The 20,514-nt window shown below is 38.4% G+C and carries 15 protein-coding genes, 1 tRNA gene and 1 rRNA gene; 13 read left to right on the top strand and 4 right to left on the bottom strand.

The window, feature by feature from the left end:
* Nucleotides 1–10: 10 nt before the first annotated feature.
* The 3 genes from BMW39_RS05215 (at nucleotide 11) to BMW39_RS05205 (ending at nucleotide 1,697) form a co-directional block, all read left to right on the top strand.
* On the top strand, nucleotides 11–235 hold the full coding sequence (locus BMW39_RS05215; RefSeq protein WP_034972874.1) for a hypothetical protein: 225 nt from the start codon (nucleotides 11–13) through the stop codon (nucleotides 233–235).
* Between the two features lie 61 nt (nucleotides 236–296).
* A complete protein-coding gene (locus BMW39_RS05210; protein ID WP_051879780.1) occupies nucleotides 297–1,577 on the top strand; it encodes a peroxiredoxin family protein in 1,281 nt (426 codons plus the stop codon).
* 46 nt (nucleotides 1,578–1,623) lie between these two features.
* Nucleotides 1,624–1,697 (top strand) — tRNA-Met (locus BMW39_RS05205).
* Between the two features lie 275 nt (nucleotides 1,698–1,972).
* On the opposite strand, the gene BMW39_RS05200 is transcribed toward BMW39_RS05205, so the two are convergent.
* The 4 genes from BMW39_RS05200 to BMW39_RS05185 all read right to left on the bottom strand — a co-directional run bounded on the left by BMW39_RS05200 (nucleotide 1,973) and on the right by BMW39_RS05185 (nucleotide 5,751).
* The gene (locus BMW39_RS05200; RefSeq protein WP_034972872.1) at nucleotides 1,973–3,022 is read right to left on the bottom strand and encodes a DUF3810 domain-containing protein; all 1,050 of its coding nucleotides are present in this window, start codon (nucleotides 3,020–3,022) and stop codon (nucleotides 1,973–1,975) included.
* Nucleotides 3,012–4,460, bottom strand: coding sequence for an MFS transporter (locus tag BMW39_RS05195; RefSeq protein ID WP_034972870.1), 1,449 nt, complete (start codon nucleotides 4,458–4,460; stop codon nucleotides 3,012–3,014). Before BMW39_RS05195 ends, BMW39_RS05200 begins: the two co-directional genes overlap by 11 nt.
* A 72-nt stretch (nucleotides 4,461–4,532) precedes the next feature.
* The gene (locus BMW39_RS05190; RefSeq protein WP_034972868.1) at nucleotides 4,533–5,261 is read right to left on the bottom strand and encodes a lysophospholipid acyltransferase family protein; all 729 of its coding nucleotides are present in this window, start codon (nucleotides 5,259–5,261) and stop codon (nucleotides 4,533–4,535) included.
* Between the two features lie 31 nt (nucleotides 5,262–5,292).
* Nucleotides 5,293–5,751, bottom strand: a complete 459-nt coding sequence (locus tag BMW39_RS05185) for a GtrA family protein (protein ID WP_034972866.1) — start codon at nucleotides 5,749–5,751, stop codon at nucleotides 5,293–5,295.
* 262 nt (nucleotides 5,752–6,013) lie between these two features.
* Between BMW39_RS05185 and BMW39_RS05180 the strand changes: the two genes are divergently transcribed.
* The 10 genes from BMW39_RS05180 to BMW39_RS05135 all read left to right on the top strand — a co-directional run.
* Complete coding sequence (locus tag BMW39_RS05180; RefSeq protein ID WP_034972864.1) at nucleotides 6,014–6,268, top strand: hypothetical protein; 255 nt, start codon at nucleotides 6,014–6,016, stop codon at nucleotides 6,266–6,268.
* Between the two features lie 54 nt (nucleotides 6,269–6,322).
* Nucleotides 6,323–7,183, top strand: coding sequence for a BadF/BadG/BcrA/BcrD ATPase family protein (locus BMW39_RS05175; RefSeq protein ID WP_034972862.1), 861 nt, complete (start codon nucleotides 6,323–6,325; stop codon nucleotides 7,181–7,183).
* 266 nt (nucleotides 7,184–7,449) lie between these two features.
* Complete coding sequence (locus BMW39_RS05170; RefSeq protein ID WP_034972860.1) at nucleotides 7,450–9,732, top strand: NADP-dependent malic enzyme; 2,283 nt, start codon at nucleotides 7,450–7,452, stop codon at nucleotides 9,730–9,732.
* A 106-nt stretch (nucleotides 9,733–9,838) separates the two neighbouring features.
* Nucleotides 9,839–10,681, top strand: a complete 843-nt coding sequence (locus BMW39_RS05165) for a leucine-rich repeat domain-containing protein (protein WP_051879779.1) — start codon at nucleotides 9,839–9,841, stop codon at nucleotides 10,679–10,681.
* Nucleotides 10,682–10,883: 202 nt separating this feature from the next.
* The gene (ruvA, locus tag BMW39_RS05160) at nucleotides 10,884–11,468 is read left to right on the top strand and encodes a Holliday junction branch migration protein RuvA (protein WP_034972858.1); all 585 of its coding nucleotides are present in this window, start codon (nucleotides 10,884–10,886) and stop codon (nucleotides 11,466–11,468) included.
* Nucleotides 11,469–11,511: 43 nt separating this feature from the next.
* Nucleotides 11,512–18,654 carry a T9SS outer membrane translocon Sov/SprA gene (gene sov, locus BMW39_RS05155; RefSeq protein ID WP_051879778.1) on the top strand — a complete coding sequence of 2,381 codons (7,143 nt, stop codon included), beginning with the start codon at nucleotides 11,512–11,514 and terminating at the stop codon, nucleotides 18,652–18,654.
* A 152-nt stretch (nucleotides 18,655–18,806) separates the two neighbouring features.
* Nucleotides 18,807–19,184: a glycine cleavage system protein GcvH gene (gene gcvH, locus BMW39_RS05150; protein ID WP_034972856.1), complete on the top strand. Its 378-nt coding sequence runs from the start codon at nucleotides 18,807–18,809 to the stop codon at nucleotides 19,182–19,184.
* Nucleotides 19,129–19,545 (top strand): VanZ family protein, encoded by a 417-nt coding sequence (locus tag BMW39_RS05145; RefSeq protein WP_086045753.1) that lies wholly within the window; start codon nucleotides 19,129–19,131, stop codon nucleotides 19,543–19,545. Before gcvH ends, BMW39_RS05145 begins: the two co-directional genes overlap by 56 nt.
* A 592-nt stretch (nucleotides 19,546–20,137) precedes the next feature.
* Nucleotides 20,138–20,350, top strand: a complete 213-nt coding sequence (locus BMW39_RS05140) for a hypothetical protein (protein WP_034972853.1) — start codon at nucleotides 20,138–20,140, stop codon at nucleotides 20,348–20,350.
* A gap of 73 nt (nucleotides 20,351–20,423) precedes the next feature.
* Nucleotides 20,424–20,514: ribosomal RNA gene (locus BMW39_RS05135) — 16S ribosomal RNA — on the top strand; the annotation flags it as partial.

Raw genomic sequence — 20,514 nt, 5'->3', positions numbered from 1 at the left:
CTACAGATATATGATGAATCTACTATCAAAAAAAACTTATGCTTTCTTATTACTAATGGTAAGTATATTGAGTTTTGCGCAATCAGTTCCACCACCACCTGATAATCCCGAATCTGGAGATATTGGAGGTTATCCAGCCTCTCCGATAGATGCTTATACTGTTATTTTGTTTCTTCTAGCAATCACAATGATCATATTTTTTGCTTTGAAACAAAAACAAAGAATTTTAGAATAAATTATATTTTTTTAATATTTTAAAACCCACTTTTTTGGTGGGTTTTTTTTATTTTTACTCTATGAAAAAATTATTATTAGCTAGTAGTATTTTATTGTCAACATATTCTTTTTCTCAGTTTAATGTGAAAGTAGAAATACCATCTTATTTGGCAGATTCCGAGGTCTATTTGTATGGATTCAATGGTTCCAAGGAGATTTTATATTCCAAGGCGAAGATCTCAAATAACATCGCCTCTTTTAAGGTGGACAAACAATATGTTGGGATGATGAGAGCTTTTTTCAAGAAAGTTAATTCATCGGTCAATATGGTTTCTGAGAATAAGGATATCATGTTCAAGATGGACTTGGATAGTAATAACAAGATTTCGAATATTACTTTTCAGGACCAGACCAATCAGCTGTTCAGTAATGATGTAGAGTTGCAAAAAAAGCAGGAACTCATATTACCAGCGCTTATCCAGATCAAGGATTATTACAAGCCGTCCGAGAGTTTTTACAAGTCTTTGGATAGCGAGATCAATGCTCTGTCAAGCAAAAATCTGGTAGCGTACGAAGGTCATCCTTTCCTGGAGTTTTATAACAAGAATCAAAAATATTCCAATCAGGAAAAAGTTGCAGAATTGAAGCCGGAGGATTTTATCAACTTCTATTCTAAGTCTGGTGAATATTTGGAAACGTCAACGATTTTAAAACCATCTCTCATCAACTTCCTGAATGTCTCTAAGGCGAATGTGGAAGGAAACGTAGATAAACTTCTAGATGCTGTCAATTTAGAGACGCCGAGAGGGCAAACCATTCTATCTGAACTTATCGAGATTTTCAGCACTTATGGGATGGATAAGCTAAAGGATAAGTATCTTACCCAAGCCAATAATCTCAAATGCACCATCAATGACAGATTGGCTTCAACTATCAAGGCCAATAAGAATACCGAGATTGGTGCCAAGATGCCAAACAATACATTCGTCAACGCCATCCATACCAAAGCTAAATCTCTGTATGATATCAAAGCTTCGAAAAAGATTGTCGTTTTCTGGTCGTCCACGTGTTCTCATTGCGAAGCTGAGTTACCTAAACTTCTCGAGAAATATGATAAGCTAAAAGCGCAAAATATAGAAATTGTAGGTTTTTCCCTGGATAGCAGTTTAGAAGACTTCAAAGCGAAGGCAAATCTTTATCCTTGGGTCAATGATTCCGAAGGAAAAGGATGGTACAGCTCATATGGCGATACTTATAACATTGTGGCGACACCAACTTATTTTGTCTTAGATGCTGACAATAAAATCGTTAGCAAACCAAATCACGTGGGTGATGTATTAGATTACTTAAAAGTTAATTAAAAATTTGTGGAAATGCAAAATATCCCTATATTTGCACCACAAAAATGGCGAGGTAGCTCAGTTGGTTAGAGCGCAGGATTCATAACCCTGAGGTCACGGGTTCAATTCCCGTCTTCGCTACTCATAAAACTCTCTTCTTTATTAAAAGAAGAGAGTTTTTTTTTGTTTCAAATTTTAAAATGCTTCATATTGAAGCATTTTATGTAAAGAATAATATTTGTATTCTTTTGATTCTTAGAAGTTTTGAATCTTATTTGAATTATTTTCTAAAAACATTTGGAGGTTATGTTGGAATGTTGTACTTTTACAGGGCTTTTGAGACAATCACTCAGGAGCAATAAATTTTTTTTCATCATTTGTGTTTTTAGAATCGTACCTCGTGTACGATTCTTTTTTTATGCTTCATAGAAAGCAACAAGGGTGATGAAGTAAGAATAAGTAATGCTGCCATCTTGCTGATTGGATTTTAGGAACAGGTCGTTTGTAAATCCAAAAACATCGGCCAATACACTTTCGTGATTTTTCAAAAACTCGAGTTCGCTGTTTCTATCCTTTTTCATTTTGTCGGAATAATTGGATAGAATATTTTTGACAAACGATTCATCTTTGATGGACAGATTTCTCAATAAACTTTTTAAAACATAAAGCTGGATACTGTACTTCAAATCTTGATTCTTGGAATTTTTAGCACACAGATAAGCAATGAAACTGGCTTCCTGTTCGCGCGCAAATCCCAGCTGATGCGACATCTCGTGAGCAAGCGTAAAAGGAAGTTGTGTAGAAGGTAAATTTGGGTTGAATTGTGATTCCGCGGTGAAAGGATTATAGTAGCCTAAAATGCCCGTATAGTTCATCGCCTGATTGTACAGACTTGGTTTGACAGACAAGATTGCAACGGAAGTTTTTGAAGTAATATTTCGCGGCAAATTCTTTTGTTGAGACAATATCTCTCTCTCAATTTTCTTTAAATCATTAATGATAAAAATTCCGCTTTTGTCTTCAGAAACTTGCTCTCTTGTTTCTTTGCAAAGTGCGAGATATTTGATGGTCAGGTTTTTTAAATCTTGTTCAGTAATATCTTTTTTAGGAAGTTTTTTAATGATTGGAGTTTGGAAATAAAGCATTCCCCAAAAACATTGATAGATGACATAAGCAACATTAGTAAAAATAAATAGTTGTTTTAGTGTCTCACTCTTTTTCTTTCTAATAAGATTAATGATTGCAAAGACCAAATACAGTGAAACAAGCGTATAAATAACATCACCAACAGAAAATCCAAACTTCGAAAATAGAAGTACGTGAAAGTTCTTTTTCCACTCAAATAGATGAGAAAAGAAGTCAACGGCGAAATTTATTTTCGATAGGATATAGAATAACCAAAATTGGGCAACCAGAATGATTGCCCAAAATTTATTTTTAAGAAAGATGTTCTTATTAGTGTCCACCTGAAGCTTTTTTATCAAAACTAATACCTTGGTTTCTTAAGATTCCACTCACTTTCCAAGCATAGAAAGCCAAATAGGCAAAACACAAAATCCCAACAATATAACTGTGCTGAATTCCGATGCTTTCAGAAACCACACCTTGCAGCCAGCTTACAATTCCACCGCCCATAATCATCATAATCAGGAAACTGCTTCCTTGACTTGTGTGTTTTCCAAGACCGCTCACCGCCAATGTGAAAATACAAGGCCAAAGCGTACTGCAGAACAATCCAACACTGGTGAAAGCGTAAATACTCACGATGCCGTCTGTAAACATTCCAATAGTGATTGCAATAATTCCAAGTGCTGAGAATATCAATAGCATTCTAGCAGGATTTCCCTTGCTTGCCATATCAGCACCAATCAATACCAAAATGATTAGTCCATAAACATAGAAAGGTGAAAGGTCGTGCTTAGCAACTGCATTTACCAAAAGGAAAACTCCGAAAGCTAAATATGGTGCAACGAAACGTAAGATTTTCTGCAAACTCATATTGTCCGTGAAAGCCTCCACAGCACCTGTCCAACGGCCAATCATCAAACTCGCCCAATAAAGCGAAATGAATGGAGAAACTTCTTGCAAAGTATAAAGAACGCCTGTTTGAGAATTCACGATAGTTTCCATATACGCCGGTAAATTACTTGCAGTAGAAACTTCTACACCTACATAGATGAAGATGGCCAGCATTCCCAATAGCAATTGAGGATACTTCAAAGCGGAATTTTTTGCGCCGCCTTCTTCTGTTGCCGTTTCTTCTATGGTAGCTGGATGTTCTGGCAAAGAAGATAATTTAAGCAAAATCGCTACTGCTAAAAATGCTACACCCAAAACCAAGTAAGGGATTTTCACACTTTCGATACTCATATTGGTATTCTCGGAAGCAGCAGAACCAAAGATGGCAAAACTCACAATCAGTGGGCCAATCGTGGTTCCAAGATTGTTGATTCCTCCCGCCAAGGTCAATCGCTGAGAACCTGTTGTAATAGGTCCAAGCGCAATTGCCAATGGATTCGCCACAGTTTGTTGTAGTGAGAATCCTAATGCCACGGTAAACAATCCGGCAAGCATCAAAGGAAAGGATTGAAGATTTGCAGCAGGGTAGAACAATAATGTTCCCAAAGCCGAAATCGTAAGTCCTAATGCCAATCCGTTTTTATAACCAATCTTATTGACCAAATCTTTTCCGATGGCTAATGAAATCAACATATAAATGATGGAACCAACCGTGTAGGCAATGTAGAATGCGACGGACACGAGCTGACTTTGACCTTGTGTCAAATCGAATGCTTTTTTGAAAACTGGAATCAAGATGTCGTTACTTGCCGCGACAAATCCCCAGAAGAAAAAAACGGTGACGAGCGGGATAAACTGTGCCCAATTGGTTTTTTGTGTTTCCATTATTTATTTAATGTTAATTTAAGGTTAATATTCAAAAACAAATGTAAGTAAAAAGTCTTATTGGTAGAATAATTATTTTAATTTCTCAATAAGGGACAATCGCATTTCCTCGTGCGCTTTTTCTTTGAGTTCTTTCAGAGGAGCGTCCGGCGTCAAGATATCGTTGAAGAAAATATCAACACGGCCAGGATATCCTTTTTTATTATCAAAAGGAAACATTTCCTTAAGTCCAACAAAAGTGTAAACGGCAATCGGAAACTGATGTTTGGTAGAAAGAATAAAAGCACCGTCTTTGAAATCATCAAGAATAATACTTGTGTCATCCGGAACGCCACCTTCTGGGAAGATGACAACGCTTTGTCCGTCCTGCATTCTCTCCGCGCATCTTCTGTAAACGTCGGCGCGGCTTCTCGCACTTTTCCGGTCCACCATTACGCAGACTCTTCTGTACACACTTCCGAAAACCGGAATCTTCTCAAGTTCTTTTTTACCGACGTAGCATAGTGGATGATTTGGGAAAAGGATGCAGGGAATCATCACATCCATCAAAGAAGTATGATTGGAAATGATAACGTACGGCTGATTTTTATCGATTTTTTTATCGGTCTTATTAATGATTCGGTAGCGAAAACCGGTGCCGTAGAAAATCCCCATCGCCCAGATGCGGATAAAGAAGTAGCAGGCTTTGTAATCTTCCTTGCGGATGGATAAGAGATAAACTGGGAGGAAAAAAATCAACGTGAAAATAGTCGCCACAACTATCATCCAAAACCGCCAGGCATAAACCAACAAAACCTTCATTTAATAATCTATTTGGTTCAAAAATATGATTTTATCCGTTAAATATCACTTTTTTCTTTACAGAATAATTGAGGAGTGAAACAATCAAGATAGAACTTATTTTACTCATCATCTCCTGAGACAATACATAGAAACCTAAATCCACTGCATCTTTGAAAACATAATGGTAAAGAATCTGGAACAAAATCAAACTGATGAATGTGGAAACCACCGAAACAGAAATGAAATAAGCGAACTCTTTCCGCTTGGAATGTTTCCCCCGTTCAAACACAAACCAGATGCTCAGAAAATAATTCGTGATGATTCCGCAACTTGTAGATAAGATATTGCTAAACGGATATTTGATTCCGTACAAATTATATTCACTTGCAAACATTTTTGGAAGATAAACGCTTAGGATTTTGAAGCTCCCGATTTCTACAATGGCGCTCAATCCACCAGCGATGATGAAGAGTAGGACTTGTTTGTGACGAAGTAGTAATTGTTTCATTTCGTTTGCAAATTTATACGATTTGTTAAATCTTTTTAAATAATAGTTAAATTATTTTTTTATATCAATATTATTTTTACATTTATTTAATATTAAGGTTTTAGAAAATATCATTGCATATTTAATTATTTTTAGTCTAATTATTTACGGAAATCTTAATATTAATCGATGTTATATTGTACTCCTGGCTCTAGAAATTCAGCCGGGACATTTTTTCATCAGTAGTCAAGGCACCACACTCACAAAATAATTATTACAAAAAATGAAAAATTCTAACAGACCGTACAGAAAATTTCTGCCTCAACAAAAAAAAATTGAGGAATTGGAAAAAAGCAGCTCCAGGTTCAAAAGAATCTATTCAGAATACGAATGGATGTCCGATGAACTCTGGGATATGGAAAGCAACGAGACTGCAGAGAGCATTCCCGACGATTTCATCAATGCCATCAAACTTCAGACTTCCTACCTGGAAGATGAGATAGAAGATTGGTTGGTACAAGACGGCAAATCCACATAATTCTCACAAAATCTTCCCAAAAAATATTACATTAGCGTTTTAAAACATATTTATATGATTGCTATTGTTGATGGAGGGTCTACCAAATGCGACTGGGTTATCCTGGAAAATGATGGTACAGAAGTACTCAAGACCGAGACCATCGGTTTCAATCCTAATATTATAAAAGCAGAATTGATTGCGCCAGAAATAGAAAACAATCAGGCACTTTCCAAATTCCACGATTACATAGAAAACATCTTCTTCTACGGCTCTGGCTGCGGAACACCAGAAAATAGATTGATTGTCGAGCGAGAGATTCAAAAGGTTTTCCTCAATGCACAAGTCAATATCAAAGAAGACCTTTTGGCAGCGGCGTATGCGGCTTACAGAGGTGTTCCGGCGATTGTCTGCATTCTGGGAACTGGCTCCAATGCGTGCTACTTCGATGGCGAAAAAGTCAAAACAGAATTGCCTTCGTTAGGATTTCTAATTGGTGACGAAGGCAGCGGTAGTGCACTCGGAAAGCAATTGGTGCGTCATTATTTTATGAAGAAATTACCGCCAGATTTGCACCAGCAGTTTACTGAGATTTATCAGTTGAACATCGATGATCTGCTCAAAAATATGTACCACAATCCACGGGCGAACGCTTATATGGCAGATTTTACACGCTTCATTGTGGACCGGAAAACGCACCCGTATTTTCAGAATTTCATCTACAAAGAACTCAAGAACTTCCTTGAGTTTCAGGTGATGCCGTACGAAGAGTGCCGCAGCAGCGAGGTCAATTTCATAGGTTCCATTGCCTACTTTTTCGAAGATATTCTTCGTGCGGCAGCCTCGGATTTCCATTTGAAAATTGGGACCGTTGTTCAAAAACCGATAGAAAGTCTGGTGAATTATCATCGTGACTATATCATTCCAAAGCTTTAACTTTGCACAAATATTTGGGCGTATCCCTTTGTTTTTGCTGATCACGCGGCGTCTTTAAAACGACATTTTCGGTCCAGCAAAAAACAAGCGGGCCGGTCTACGGGCAGTCGCTTTTTTCTGTTTTTATCAACCTGAGGTTCTCAAACGACGCTTGTAGAAAAACAGAAAAAGAGCTCCAACAATGCCCTCCGCCCTTACGCAGCAGAGTCATAATAAAAACCTGTGGGTCATATTCAACCAATTGATCCACTCAAAAGAAATTAAAAATGTCAAAAAATTCAAGAGATCAGATTGCTTTCGATAAGGCCGCTTTAGATTATCACAGTCAGGAACCAAAAGGTAAGATCGAAGTCATTCCTTCAAAACCGCATTCATCACAAAGAGATCTTTCGCTGGCTTATTCTCCAGGTGTTGCTGTGCCTTGTATGGCGATCCACGATGATCCTCAAAAAGTTTACGAATATACATCCAAAGGAAATCTAGTTGCCGTGATCTCCAACGGAACAGCCGTTCTAGGTCTAGGCGACATCGGTCCCGAAGCTTCAAAACCAGTAATGGAAGGAAAAGGTTTGCTTTTCAAGATCTTCGCAGGCATCAATGTTTTTGATATTGAGATCAACGAAAAAGACCCGGACAAATTCATCGAAACGGTAAAAGCGATCGCGCCAACATTCGGAGGAATTAATCTTGAAGATATCAAAGCACCAGAAGCGTTCTATATTGAACAAAGACTGAAAGAAGAATTGGATATTCCTTTGATGCACGATGATCAGCACGGAACCGCGATTATCTCCGCAGCCGCTTTGATCAACGCTTTGGAAATTGCAGGAAAGAAAATCGGGGAAGTGAAAATGGTGATCAATGGAGCTGGAGCTGCTGCAGTAGCTTGTGCGAAATTATACATTTCATTAGGCCTTGATCCAAAAAATATCTTGATGTGTGACAGCAAAGGTGTTATCAATCAAAGAAGAGAAAACTTAACACCCGAGAAACTGGATTTCATAGCTCAAACCGATATCGATACTTTGGAAGACGCTATCAAAGGTTCTGATGTTTTCATCGGTTTGTCAAAAGGAAATGTGATGTCTGCAGAGATGTTGCTTTCGATGTCAGAAAATCCGATCGTTTTTGCTTTGGCAAATCCAGATCCAGAGATCAGTTATGATCTGGCATTGGCAACAAGACCAGACGTGATGATGGCAACCGGAAGAAGTGACTATCCTAATCAGGTGAACAACGTTCTTGGTTTCCCGTATATTTTCCGTGGTGCACTGGACGTTCAGGCAAGAGGAATCAACGAAGCAATGAAGTTGGCAGCAGTCTATGCGTTGGCTGAAATCGCAAAAGAACCAGTTCCTGAAATGGTAAAACTGGCCTACAACGTAACGAATATGAGTTTCGGGAAAGAGTATTTCATCCCAAAACCATTTGATAATAGATTGATCACCAAAGTTTCTATTGCTGTTGCAAAAGCGGCTATGGAAAGTGGGATTGCTGGAAAACCGATCGAGGATTTCGAAGCTTACGAAAATCAATTGCTGGACAGAATGGGACGAGATGAAAAACTTGTCCGAATGATGCAAAACCGCGCCAAAGCAAATCCAAAAAGAGTGACGCTTGGAAACGGAGAAGAATACAACATTTTGAAAGCAGCCCAAATTCTACAGGAGGAAGGCATTGCTTATCCAAGTCTTTTAGGAAACAAAAAACTCATCAAAGAAAGAATGGCAGAGTTCGGGATGGATCTTGACATTCCAATCATCGATCCGAATGATGATGAGAACAAAGAAACACGTAAGAAATATAGAGAAACCCTTTGGAACAAGAGAAACAGAAAAGGAATCAATGAGTACAAAGCAAAACGTTACGTAAGACAACGCGATTACTTCGGACCATTGATGTTGGAGCACGGTGATACAGATGCTTTGATCGTTGGATTCTCGAAAAGTTATGCATCGATCCTGAAACCAGTTCTAGAGATCATCTCCAAAAAACCAGGTGTGAACAAAGTGGCGGCGATGATGATGATCTTGACAGAAAAGAAACCATTGTTCTTCGCAGATACTTCCATTAATAAAAATCCTTCCGCGGAAGATCTGGTTGATATTGCAAAAATGGCAGAGATCACGGTGAAGTCTTTCGCCATCGAACCAAGAATCGCCATGTTGGGTTACGAGAACTTCTCCGCAAAAGGAGAATCTTCCAAAAAAGTAGCTGCAGCAGTGAAAATTCTTCACGAGAAGTATCCGAAAATGGTCGTAGACGGAGAGATCCAACCAGATTTTGCTTTGAACAGCGATCACCTGGCAGATTATCCATTCTCTAAATTAGGAACAAACCCGGCCAACGTTTTGGTTTTCCCAAATCTTGAAAGTGCAAACCTTTCTTATAAAATCATCAGAGGAATGAAGGCGGCTCAAACCATCGGACCCATTTTGATGGGATTGGATCAGCCAGTTCACGTTCTTCAAATGAGATCGAGTGTGGACGAGATTGTGAATCTTGCTACGATTGCAGTTTTGGACGCACAGACGAAAGAGAAAAAATAAAATAATTTAATACAGAATAAAAAAGCCATTTTAGTTTACTAAGATGGCTTTTTTGTTTTAGTATTTCTATCTTAGTCTTTTCGATATTCATTTTTAAAATTGAAATATGAGTAAGACCAGATTTATTTTCTTGATGTTTATTTTGATGAGTAGTTTTTTCAACGCTCAGAAAAAATTCTATGGATCTTTGGAAGAGGCATTCAAAGATCCTCTAAAGGTGAAACAATTATCAATTTCTGATGATGAAAATATTGTAGAACTTCCCGAATCTATTGATCAATTGGTGAATTTGGAAACTCTGATTATTGCCTTTAATCCAAAATTAAAAAGACTTCCAGAGTCAATTGGTCGTTTGCAAAATTTGAGAACGCTCAAAATCGTGGATAATAGATCACTTTCCAAAATTCCCAACTCCATTACTGATTTAAAAAATCTTGAAGAACTCGCCTTCGACCGCTGTCGATTTACAGAATTACCTAAAGATATTGGAAAACTGACCAATTTGAACGATGTTTATTTCACCGGAAACAATTTGACAAAGTTACCTGCTTCTTTCTCAAACCTAAAAAATTTGGAAGACCTGTTTCTCAATCATAATCAGTTTGAGGAAATACCTGCTGAAATTGAAAACCTTAAAAAATTGAAGCGAATCAACCTTAATAATAACAAGGTCAAGACGCTTCCAAATTTTATTTATGACCTTCCAAACTTGTGGGGTTTGTTTTTGGAAAATAATCAGATCGAGAAAATTGCTCCAGAATTAAATCGACTGAAGAGTTTGAAAGTGCTTGGCTTGGAAAACAACAAGATTTCTTCGTTCAATTTAGACCTTTCTAATTTGGTTTTATTAGAAGTAATCGACCTAACCAAAAACCCTATTTCGAAAGAAGAGCTGGAAGTTGCCAGAGCAAAATTGGTTTCTGGGAAAATATACTTTAATGAAAAATAAGACAAGTCTATATTGAATTTTAACATTTAAGTATTTTCACTTTTTGTTCAAATATCTTAAAAAAGCTTAATTCAAAATATGGACGGTCGCAAAAGAATAAAATTATTAAAGAAATATTGATAAAAAGCCATTTTAGTTGTTAAGATGGCTTTTTTCTTTGAGTTAATTTATATCTTCGCAAAACCCTAATTTTTGTATTTCAATGATTTATTCTTTAAGAGGTTTGGTTCAGGAACTCACGCCTACTTTTGTCGTCGTGGAGGTTAATGGAATCGGATATTATGTAAGTCTTAGCTTGCAGACTTCCCAAAATTTAAAATTGAATTCTGAAGCTTTTCTATTCATTCAACAGATCGTTCGCGAAGATGCGCATCTTCTTTTCGGCTTTTATAGCAAGGAGGAAAAGGAAATGTTCAACCTGTTAATAAGTGTTAACGGCGTTGGTCCTGTGTCAGCGTTAATATTGCTATCTTCGCTCAGCTTGTCCGAGGCTGCAAATGCCATACTTTCTGGCAACAGTGCAGTCATTCAAAAGGTGAAAGGGATAGGTGTGAAAACGGCCGAGCGGATCATCATCGATCTGCGTGATAAGGTTGGCGGATTCAGTATTTCTGAGGAGAAACTTTCTAATTTGGTAAACAATAAAATAAAGAATGAGGCGTTATCTGCTTTAGAAGTTTTAGGGATTTCCAGAAAAGTGAGCGAGAAGATCGCAGACAGGATTTTGAAGCGCGATCCGGAGGTTTCTATAGAAGAATTAGTGAAAGAGATTTTAAAAAACATTTAACATTTGATGGTGGTTTATCATCAATTTCTTAAAAAAAATATAAGTGAAGAAAAATATTTACCTTTATAAATTAACCCTCCTTTTTTTAGTATTTGTAGGTTTTACAAACGTTTTCGCGCAAGAAGTACCATCCGATAGTTTAGTTAGCATTAGAAAGGATTTCAGTCTGTCTGATCCTATTCGCTATGATGCTTTCTATGATATCGGTTCGGGAATGTACTATCTCTATCCAAAAGTTGGGAACACTGTTGTAGGCTCTCCAATCGTAATGACGTTTGAAGAATACAAAAACTACACCATGCAGAATAATTTGAGGTCTTACTACGAAGAAAAATCACTTTTGAATGATCTTTCGAAAAGAAAAGACCAGACCGATGCCAAGAAAAAAGGCTTGATCCCTGCGATCACGATCAAAAATAAAATGTTCGAAAATATTTTTGGTAGTAATAAGATCGAGTTGATCCCACAAGGTTTTGCTTCTTTCGATTTGGGAATCCTCTATCAAAAAATTGATAATCCATTGATCCTTCCTCAAAACAGAACTAGTTTTGCCATCAATATCCAGCAGAGGATCCAGTTGGGAATTACAGGTAAAGTAGGGGAAAATCTACAATTGAAGGCCAATTACGATACCCAAAGTGGTTTTGCATTTGAGAACCGTATGAATATGGTGTGGCAAGCCAAAGGTTCTTGGAAAGATCTGCAATCCAAAGGTCTTAATGAAAAAGGACAGGATCCGGAAGACAAGATCATCAAAAGGGTAGAGGTCGGTAACATCAGCATGCCACTTTCTACAAGTTTGATCAGAGGTTCACAATCATTGTTCGGTCTCAAAACAGAATTCCAGTTGGGTAAAACAACCGGAACTTTGGTGTTTTCTCAACAACAAGGTGAGGCAAAAACAATTGTTGCACAAGGTGGGGGAACGATGAGTACTTTCAAAGTGAATGCCTTTGATTATGAAGACAATCAACACTACTATTTAGGACATTACTTTTTAGATAACTATGATAATTCACTAGCCAATTATCCATTGATCAATTCCAGGATCAACATTACCAGAATGGAAGTTTGGGTCCTAGACCAAGGTGGTGCAAATCTGGAAACGCAGAAACCGATCATTGGAATTAGGGATTTGGGAGATCAGCAAGGTGTTGCGCCAAGCAATGCTAATAACAACTTATACAATCAGATCGCATCTACAGTGGGCACGACCCGTGATGTCACAGCCGCTTACAATTTGTTGAGTGGAAGGTCATTTCCAAATTCACAAGGCATAGCAGAGCCATATTCTTCTACGGAACATTACATTACCAATGCCAAGGCAAGAAAGCTTAACACATCAGAATACAAGTTCAATACACAGCTTGGTTACATGTCTTTGAATCAGAGACTTAATGATAATCAGTTCTTGGCCGTTTCATATTCTTATACGATCAATGGATCCAGTACGGTTTATAAAGTAGGAGAGTTTTCTGAGGAGAATCCGGTTCTGATCACCAAACTTTTGAAGATCAATACAACCGTCAAAACGACATCTCCTATGTGGGATTTGATGATGAAGAACATTTATTCTCTTAATTCAAATCAAGTTCAACCTCAGGATTTCTTGCTGAATATCAATTTCAGGGATCCAAGTTCAGGAGGTAAGGTCAACTATTTGCCAGGCGCTGTTTATGGTAATCCACTTGCTCCCTTCCCACCAGACACCAACTTACTGAGATTATTCAATTTGGACCGTTTGAATGTCAATAATGACACACAAACCAATGCAGATGGTACAAGAGGAGACGGTATTTTCGATTTTGTAAATGGGATCACCGTAGATGCGGAAAACGGAAAGATCATCTTCACCAAGGCAAAACCTTTTGGTGCCTATTTGGATAGAATATTGACCAATGCTGATAAGACGCCTTACGTTTTCAATGATCTATATAACAAGCAAAAAGCACAGGCTTCTGAAAGCGCATTAGCGCAGCGGTGCACGATTGAAGGTCGCTATAAAGGAACCCAAGGACAAGGCATCTCTCTTGGAGCCATCAACGTGCCGCAAGGTTCTGTAAAGGTGACTGCAAACGGAGCGCAGTTGGTAGAAGGTGTAGATTACACCGTGGATTATATGCTTGGAACAGTGACCATCATCAATGAAACTGTAAAGCAATCCGGACAGGCGATCAACATCTCATTAGAAAATCAATTGACATTCAACACCCAGAGAAAAAGTTTCTGGGGACTTAATCTTGAGAGAAGATTCAATGAGCATTTGACCGTTGGTGCAACCGTTGTTAACTATTCTGAAAGACCATTGACCCAAAAGGTAAATTATGGTCAAGAAGCTGTGAGCAATACCATGGCTGGATTCAATATGATGTACAACAATGAGTTGCCATTCCTTACAAGACTGACGGATAAGATACCATTCATCAATACAGAAGCACCTTCGAACTTGAACTTCAAAGCAGAAGGCGCGTATCTTATTCCTGGACAAAGTAAAGGGATCAATGACCAATCATACATTGATGATTTTGAACAGACAACCTCCAAGATCTCTTTGAAGGAGCCGTCCATGTGGAGTCTAGCTTCGCGTCCGGAGAAAAATAAAGATGACGCCGTTGTCTTCCCTCAAACGTTGAACAACGATGATCTGACAAGTGGTTACGGAAGAGGACTTGTGTCTTGGTACACCATTGATCCAAGATTCTACGGTGTTGGTGGTAATGCGCCGAACGGAATTAATGCGGCGGCACTTTCAAATTTTGCCTCCAGAAGGGTTCAAATGAAGGAGCTTTACAACAACAGAGATTATGTTGCAGGTGAGCAAACGCTTCTTAACACTTTTGATATTACTTATTATCCTAATCAAAGAGGTCCATACAACGTTAATCCAGGCAATGAATCCGTTTCCCAAAGATGGGCTGGTTTGATGCGACCAATTTCTGTGACCAACTTCGTGACCTCCAACATCGACTATGTGGAGTTCTGGTTGCAAGATCCGCATGCAGATGGAAGCACTTTGGGGAATGACCCAAAACTTTTGTTACAATTAGGAAACGTTTCTGAAGATGTTTTGAAAGATGGTAAGTTGCAATACGAAAATGGATTGCCTACTGCAAGTGTCGCTTCCAATACATCAACAACAAATTGGGGAACTCAGCCAAATCAATTTCCTATTCTATATGCATTTTCATCCGAAGGTGACGAAAGAGCACAGCAGGATCTGGGTTATGATGGGCTTAATGCATCTCAGGAAGAAGAAAAATTCGGGGTTAGTTTTGTGAATCCGGTGACCAATGAGTTGGATCCGGCCTCTGATAACTTTGTATTTTATTTGTCAGACCAATTCCAGGGAGATCTTGCATCATCTTTGACAGAGCGTTACAAATATTTCCGTGGACCGGAAGGAAACTCAGCTGCCAACACTTTGGAAGTGGCAACTCAGACGCCAGATGCAGAAGATGTGAACAGAGATTATAATCTGGACCAAACGGAAAATTACAACCAATATACAATCGACCTTTCTCCTACAAGCATGATCCTGGGACAAAACAAGATCGTAGATGTGAAGGAAGTAGATGTTAAATTTGAAAACGGACAATCCGAAAAAGTAAAATGGTACCTATTCCGAATTCCAGTTGCGCAATATGACGGCGTTGGTACAGGAGACACGAATCCAATTGTTGAAGGGTCGGACGAATCTGTCCTTAATAATGTAAGATTTGCCAGATTGTTGATGAAAGGTTTCGATCAGACTTCTACTTTGAGGTTTGGATCTTTTGACCTTGTGAGATCAGATTGGAGAAAATATTCAAACAAGATCTTCAGTCCAGTCGTTCCTGTAAACGACGAAGGAAATAGTGCCGATGCAAACGTGAACGCTAATTTTGATGTTGGAAGTGTGAACCTTGAGGAGAATGCATTAGGAACACCACCTTATGTTTTGCCTCCAGGAATCGACAGACAGGTATTGAGCGGAAATGCTGGTGCACAAAGACAGAACGAGTCTTCTCTATACTTGAAAGTGACCGATCTGAAAGGTGAATCTAGAGGTGTATTCAAAAATACAAGTCTTGATATGCGTCGTTACAAAAAACTACAATTGTTTGTGCACGCAGAGGATTTAAAAAATACAGGTCCTATTGCAACAGATAAAGCTGCCAAATTCTTTATCCGTTTTGGTAGTGATGCATCGGATAACTACTATGAGTATGAATCAACACTTAATTATACTGCTAAGAACGCAACTTCACCATTGGATATCTGGCCAGCAGATAATGAGGTGAATCTGGAAATTGAGAATTTTGTCAATGGAAAACTAAAGCGCGATGAGCTTTTAAGAGCAGGAACATATAATATTGATAATAGATATTTGTACGAAGAATATGGCGCAATAGACGCTGAAAAGAAAATATATATCAAAGGTCGACCAAGTATTGGTAACATCACCACGATCATGATCGGTGTGAGAAATACCAATCCTGTAACTACAGCTGGAAAGGATTTGATACTTTGGGTCAATGAGATCCGTCTTTCTGAAATTGAAAACAAAGGTGGCTACGCCGGTAACGCAAGTCTTAACTTCAACCTTGGGGATTTTGCAATGGTGAATGCCAATGCATCTTACGCTTCGGTAGGATTTGGCGCGATCGACCAAAAACCATCAGAAAGATCTCAGGATGACAATTCTGCATTCAGCATCAACACCACTGTGAATGTCGATAAGTTCTTGCCAGAAAAGGTCGGGATGAAGATTCCTGTCAATTATTCTTACACACAGACGATGACAAATCCGAAGTACAATCCGTTGGATAATGATGTGGAACTTACAAAAGCGCCAAATGAGGCGGAACTGAAAAAAGTGGTGAGCACTTACACACAGCAACGTAGCATCGGAGTTGTGAATATGAGAAAGGATAGAATGAACCCGGACAAAAAACCGAAGTTCTATGATGTAGAAAACTTGAGTGTAACCGCGATCTACAACGATGATTTCTATCGTGATGTTTATACCAAAAGAAACTACAGACAATATCTGAAAGGTTACGTGGAGTACAACTATACCTTCAAACCATATGTTCTGAAGCCATTTAACAAAATGGTCAGCGATACTGCCAAATCATACAAATATCTGAGATGGATCAAGGAGTTCAACTTCAATCCGGTTCCTACAAGATTATCTTTCAGAACAATCTTGGACAGAAATTACAATGAGTTGGAGTATAGAAATGTGGACGCTTTGCTTTCAGGAAGTACAGGTCAGGATTTTGATGTCATCAGAAACAGAAATTTCTTCTTCGGATGGCAGTACAGTTTAGGATTTAATTTCACCAAATCTTTGAAATTGGAGATCAACTCCGAAACCAAAACTTTGAATGACCAGATAGATGTGAACGCGATGAACAACCGTTCGATCTTTGGAAATCCATTCCGCGCTGGTCGTCCTGTATTGTACAACCACAGAGCACAGTTGAACTACAGATTGCCGTTTGAATATTTCCCATATTTGGATTTCATCAATGCAGAATTGAGCTACCAGTTCCAATACAACTGGAATGCAAGATCGACGGCTGTAAGAAATTTCACAAATCCAATTACAGGAGATCCAGAAAGTCTTGGAAATATTTCCCAGAATACCAACGCTATCGTTGCAACATCTACGGTTGATATTCCTAAGTTCTTCAACAAGTTCGGATACTTCAAGAAGATCAACGAGACCATGCAGAAACGTCGTCAGGAGATAGATTCTCTAAACAATGTTTATAATACGGCGTTCACCAAGAAGAACAGCAGGTTCAAATTCAAAACCTACAAGTTCAAAAACAAACTGAAACCACTTCAGGCAGTAGCTTATGCATTGACATCTTTCAAACAGTTGGACTTCAATTACAATGAGAACAATGGGATCATGTTGCCAGGTCTTTTGTCTGCACCTAACTTCTACGGTTATGGCCAGACACTTGGCGGACCAACCATTGGATTCTTATTGGGATCACAAGCTGACATCCGAAGAACTGTGATAGAAAATGGCTGGGTTTCTAACTCAGAATTAATGAGTGATGCTTACTCAGAGCTCAACAACAGAGATATCACAGGAAATCTCCAGATCATGCCAGCGAACGACCTTAGAATAGATTTCAATGTAATGCAGAGATACAGTAGGAACTATATCCAAGGTGGTTACAATGTCGTGAATGATCTGACAGATTATCGTGGATATAGAGATGCCTTTGGAACAGAATTGATCACTTACTCCAACACAGCTTGGACTTTCAATACGGCTTTCAAAGATGGAGCAGCGCTTTATCAGTCGATCAAGGAAAATGCATTGGCAATCTCTCAAATGTACGATGGCATCAGAGACCGAGAAGGATTTACTGCAGGTTACACGAAAAGCAACACCTATGTTTTGATTCCAGCCTTCAAAGCTGCGGTCGAAGGTAAGTCGCCGAAGCAATTAGGCAATCCTACAAAAGCGGGAACACCTCTGCCAAACTGGAAGTTGGTTTACTCAGGACTAAGAAATCTACCAATAGTGAACAGCCAGTTCTCCAAGTTTGACATCTTGCACTCTTACGTTTCTACATTCACAATGTCGGGCGTTCAGTCAAGCATCGATTTCTACAATAGAGATCTTAATAATGCAGAAACGGCTTATGATTCCAATGGAAATAGATACAATCCTTACACCTTCTCACAGGTTGGCTACGTGGAGTCATTCTATCCATTGATTGGTTTCGATGTGACCATGAGAAACAACATGCAGTTCCGATTCAATTACAACAGGGACAGAACTTATATGTTAGGCTTGGTTAATACAACCTTGACGGAGGAACTTGGAAACGAATTTGTAGTTGGATACGGTTATATCTTGAAAGACCTTAAGATTCGTCTAAACTACCAAGGGAAAACCAGAAATGTGAAAAGTGACCTGAATATGAGAGCAGACCTATCCATGAGAGATAGTAAGACCACGATCACCAATATTTTGATTGATGACTCTCAGATCACAGGTGGTCAAAAGATCTTCAGTCTTAAGTTATCGGCAGACTATAACATGTCTCAAAATCTGAACCTGAAATTCTTCTACGATCAAATGATGACCAAGTATAAGATCTCTACAGCATTCCCACTTTCAACGATACGAGCAGGTATCACAGCCACACTCACATTTGGCGGAACAGGAAACTAAAAATGAATCGATGATTTATCATTAATCAATTATCATTCGTCAATTATAAAAAAGGGTAAACAATTTGTTTACTCTTTTTTTTGTAATTTATTTTTATTCTATTGTTATATCTTAATTATATAATTAAATTTGCCAAAACCTAATCAAAAGAAATGAACACACCATCAGAATTAAAGTACACCAAAGACCACGAGTGGATCAAAGTTGAAGGCGACACTGCAACCATCGGAATTACAGATTATGCTCAAGGCGAACTGGGTGACATCGTTTTCGTAGATGTTGACACCGTGGACGACGATTTGAACGAAGGCGACGTTTTCGGAAGTGTAGAAGCGGTGAAAACTGTTTCCGACCTTTTCTTACCAATTCCAGGAACAGTTTTGGAAGTGAACGCAGAGTTGGAAGATCAGCCAGAATTGCTGAATACAGATCCATACGGAAAAGGCTGGATCATCAAATTGAAAGTTGCCGAAGATGCAGACTTCACCAAATTATTATCCGCAGAAGAATACCAAGAAGTTGTTGGATAATCTCATAAACAAATACAGTAAGATCACATTGCCCATTTATTGGGCATTTCTTACTTATATGCTTTTGCGTCCCGGCGTAGAGAACAAGGAGTATTTCTTCATGTTCCCACATTTGGACAAGCTCATTCATTTTACCATTTTTTTTCTACTCGGATTTTTCTTCCGCGTCCGATTTCCAAGAGTATCCTTACTTTATTACTTTCTCATTCTTATTTCCTACGCATTACTCACGGAGATTCTGCAGGACGTCATGAAGTGGGGCCGCTCACTCGAGTTTTTGGATGCTATTGCTGACACACTAGGTTTATCACTCGCATACTATATATATAATAGGTATGTGAAATTCCAAAACAAGATCTAAAATTATTTCCTTACATATTCAAATCAGCAAGAGCCGCTCGATCTGCCAGAATTTGTATTTAGGTTTAAACATTTAATTACCAATTCCCGTAATTTGGGCAACTGCCAAAAAGCCATTTCTATCTCCGCGCTATTTTTGTCACCGGGCTAGTAGTTTATCCTGAGCCTGTCGAAGGGCTACTATCTTTTTCTTTTTTTGACATAGTACCAATATACTATATATAAAGAAGCATCTTCATCCAATCATATTTCTCCGTTCCATCAACGAAAAAAGCAAAAGGATAACCGCTACTATGCCTGTCGCAATCCCATAGATTCGAGCTTCCTCATCCGTTTAACGCTATTTAACATAATGTGGATAACTTTAAAACCTATTTTATCTTACTGTTTTACAGTTGGTTAATTACGGTTGTTTTACACAATTGTAAACATTATGTTAAATCCATTTGCAAGTACAGCTTTTTCCATCCTATATTTGCAGAACCAAAACGAGAGAATTGGTAGCGCAGAAGACCAAGCAGATTTAAAATTACTACAAGTTAATATTTAGAAACAGAAATTAATTTTTGTAAATAAATTTGCAGGATAAAAAAATGATACTTACTTTTGCAATCCCAAATCGAGAGAATTGGGAAGCGCAGGAGAGTGGTTTAGGGAACATCGGGATGGCCTTCGGGTCGAGAAAAAAAACTTCAAAAAAGTTTTGGTGGTTCGGAAACATTTTCATACTTTTGCACTCGCAAATCGGGAACAATGACAGAACAAGATTCCTGAGGATGCGGAAAGAACGCAGTTCATTGACATAACATATAACAACCAAATTAAGAAAACCAAAGCGTCAATTTTAAATTGAGTTTGAGTATAGGGACGAACAAACATACAATGGAGAGTTTGATCCTGGCTCAGGATGAACGCTAGCGGGAGGCCTAACACATGCAAGCCGAGCGGTATTTGTCCTTCGGGACAGAGA

This window comes from Epilithonimonas lactis (assembly GCF_900110605.1).
GTDB classification, from domain to species: Bacteria; Bacteroidota; Bacteroidia; order Flavobacteriales; family Weeksellaceae; genus Epilithonimonas; species Epilithonimonas lactis.
The sequence above is the reverse complement of the archived record's forward strand: the minus strand, read 5'-3'. Positions and strand labels throughout refer to the sequence as shown.

Bases quoted from the DNA above. Each gene is read 5' to 3' on its own strand.
- BMW39_RS05190 (WP_034972868.1), bottom strand. From the start codon at position 5,261: ATGAAGGTTTTGTTGGTTTATGCCTGGCGGTTTTGGATGATAGTTGTG.
- BMW39_RS05215 (WP_034972874.1), top strand. From the start codon at position 11: ATGATGAATCTACTATCAAAAAAAACTTATGCTTTCTTATTACTAATG.
- BMW39_RS05165 (WP_051879779.1), top strand. From the start codon at position 9,839: ATGAGTAAGACCAGATTTATTTTCTTGATGTTTATTTTGATGAGTAGT.
- BMW39_RS05210 (WP_051879780.1), top strand. From the start codon at position 297: ATGAAAAAATTATTATTAGCTAGTAGTATTTTATTGTCAACATATTCT.
- ruvA (WP_034972858.1), top strand. From the start codon at position 10,884: ATGATTTATTCTTTAAGAGGTTTGGTTCAGGAACTCACGCCTACTTTT.
- BMW39_RS05140 (WP_034972853.1), top strand. From the start codon at position 20,138: ATGATACTTACTTTTGCAATCCCAAATCGAGAGAATTGGGAAGCGCAG.
- BMW39_RS05175 (WP_034972862.1), top strand. From the start codon at position 6,323: ATGATTGCTATTGTTGATGGAGGGTCTACCAAATGCGACTGGGTTATC.
- BMW39_RS05180 (WP_034972864.1), top strand. From the start codon at position 6,014: ATGAAAAATTCTAACAGACCGTACAGAAAATTTCTGCCTCAACAAAAA.
- BMW39_RS05145 (WP_086045753.1), top strand. From the start codon at position 19,129: ATGCAGACTTCACCAAATTATTATCCGCAGAAGAATACCAAGAAGTTG.
- gcvH (WP_034972856.1), top strand. From the start codon at position 18,807: ATGAACACACCATCAGAATTAAAGTACACCAAAGACCACGAGTGGATC.
- BMW39_RS05185 (WP_034972866.1), bottom strand. From the start codon at position 5,751: ATGAAACAATTACTACTTCGTCACAAACAAGTCCTACTCTTCATCATC.
- BMW39_RS05170 (WP_034972860.1), top strand. From the start codon at position 7,450: ATGTCAAAAAATTCAAGAGATCAGATTGCTTTCGATAAGGCCGCTTTA.
- BMW39_RS05195 (WP_034972870.1), bottom strand. From the start codon at position 4,460: ATGGAAACACAAAAAACCAATTGGGCACAGTTTATCCCGCTCGTCACC.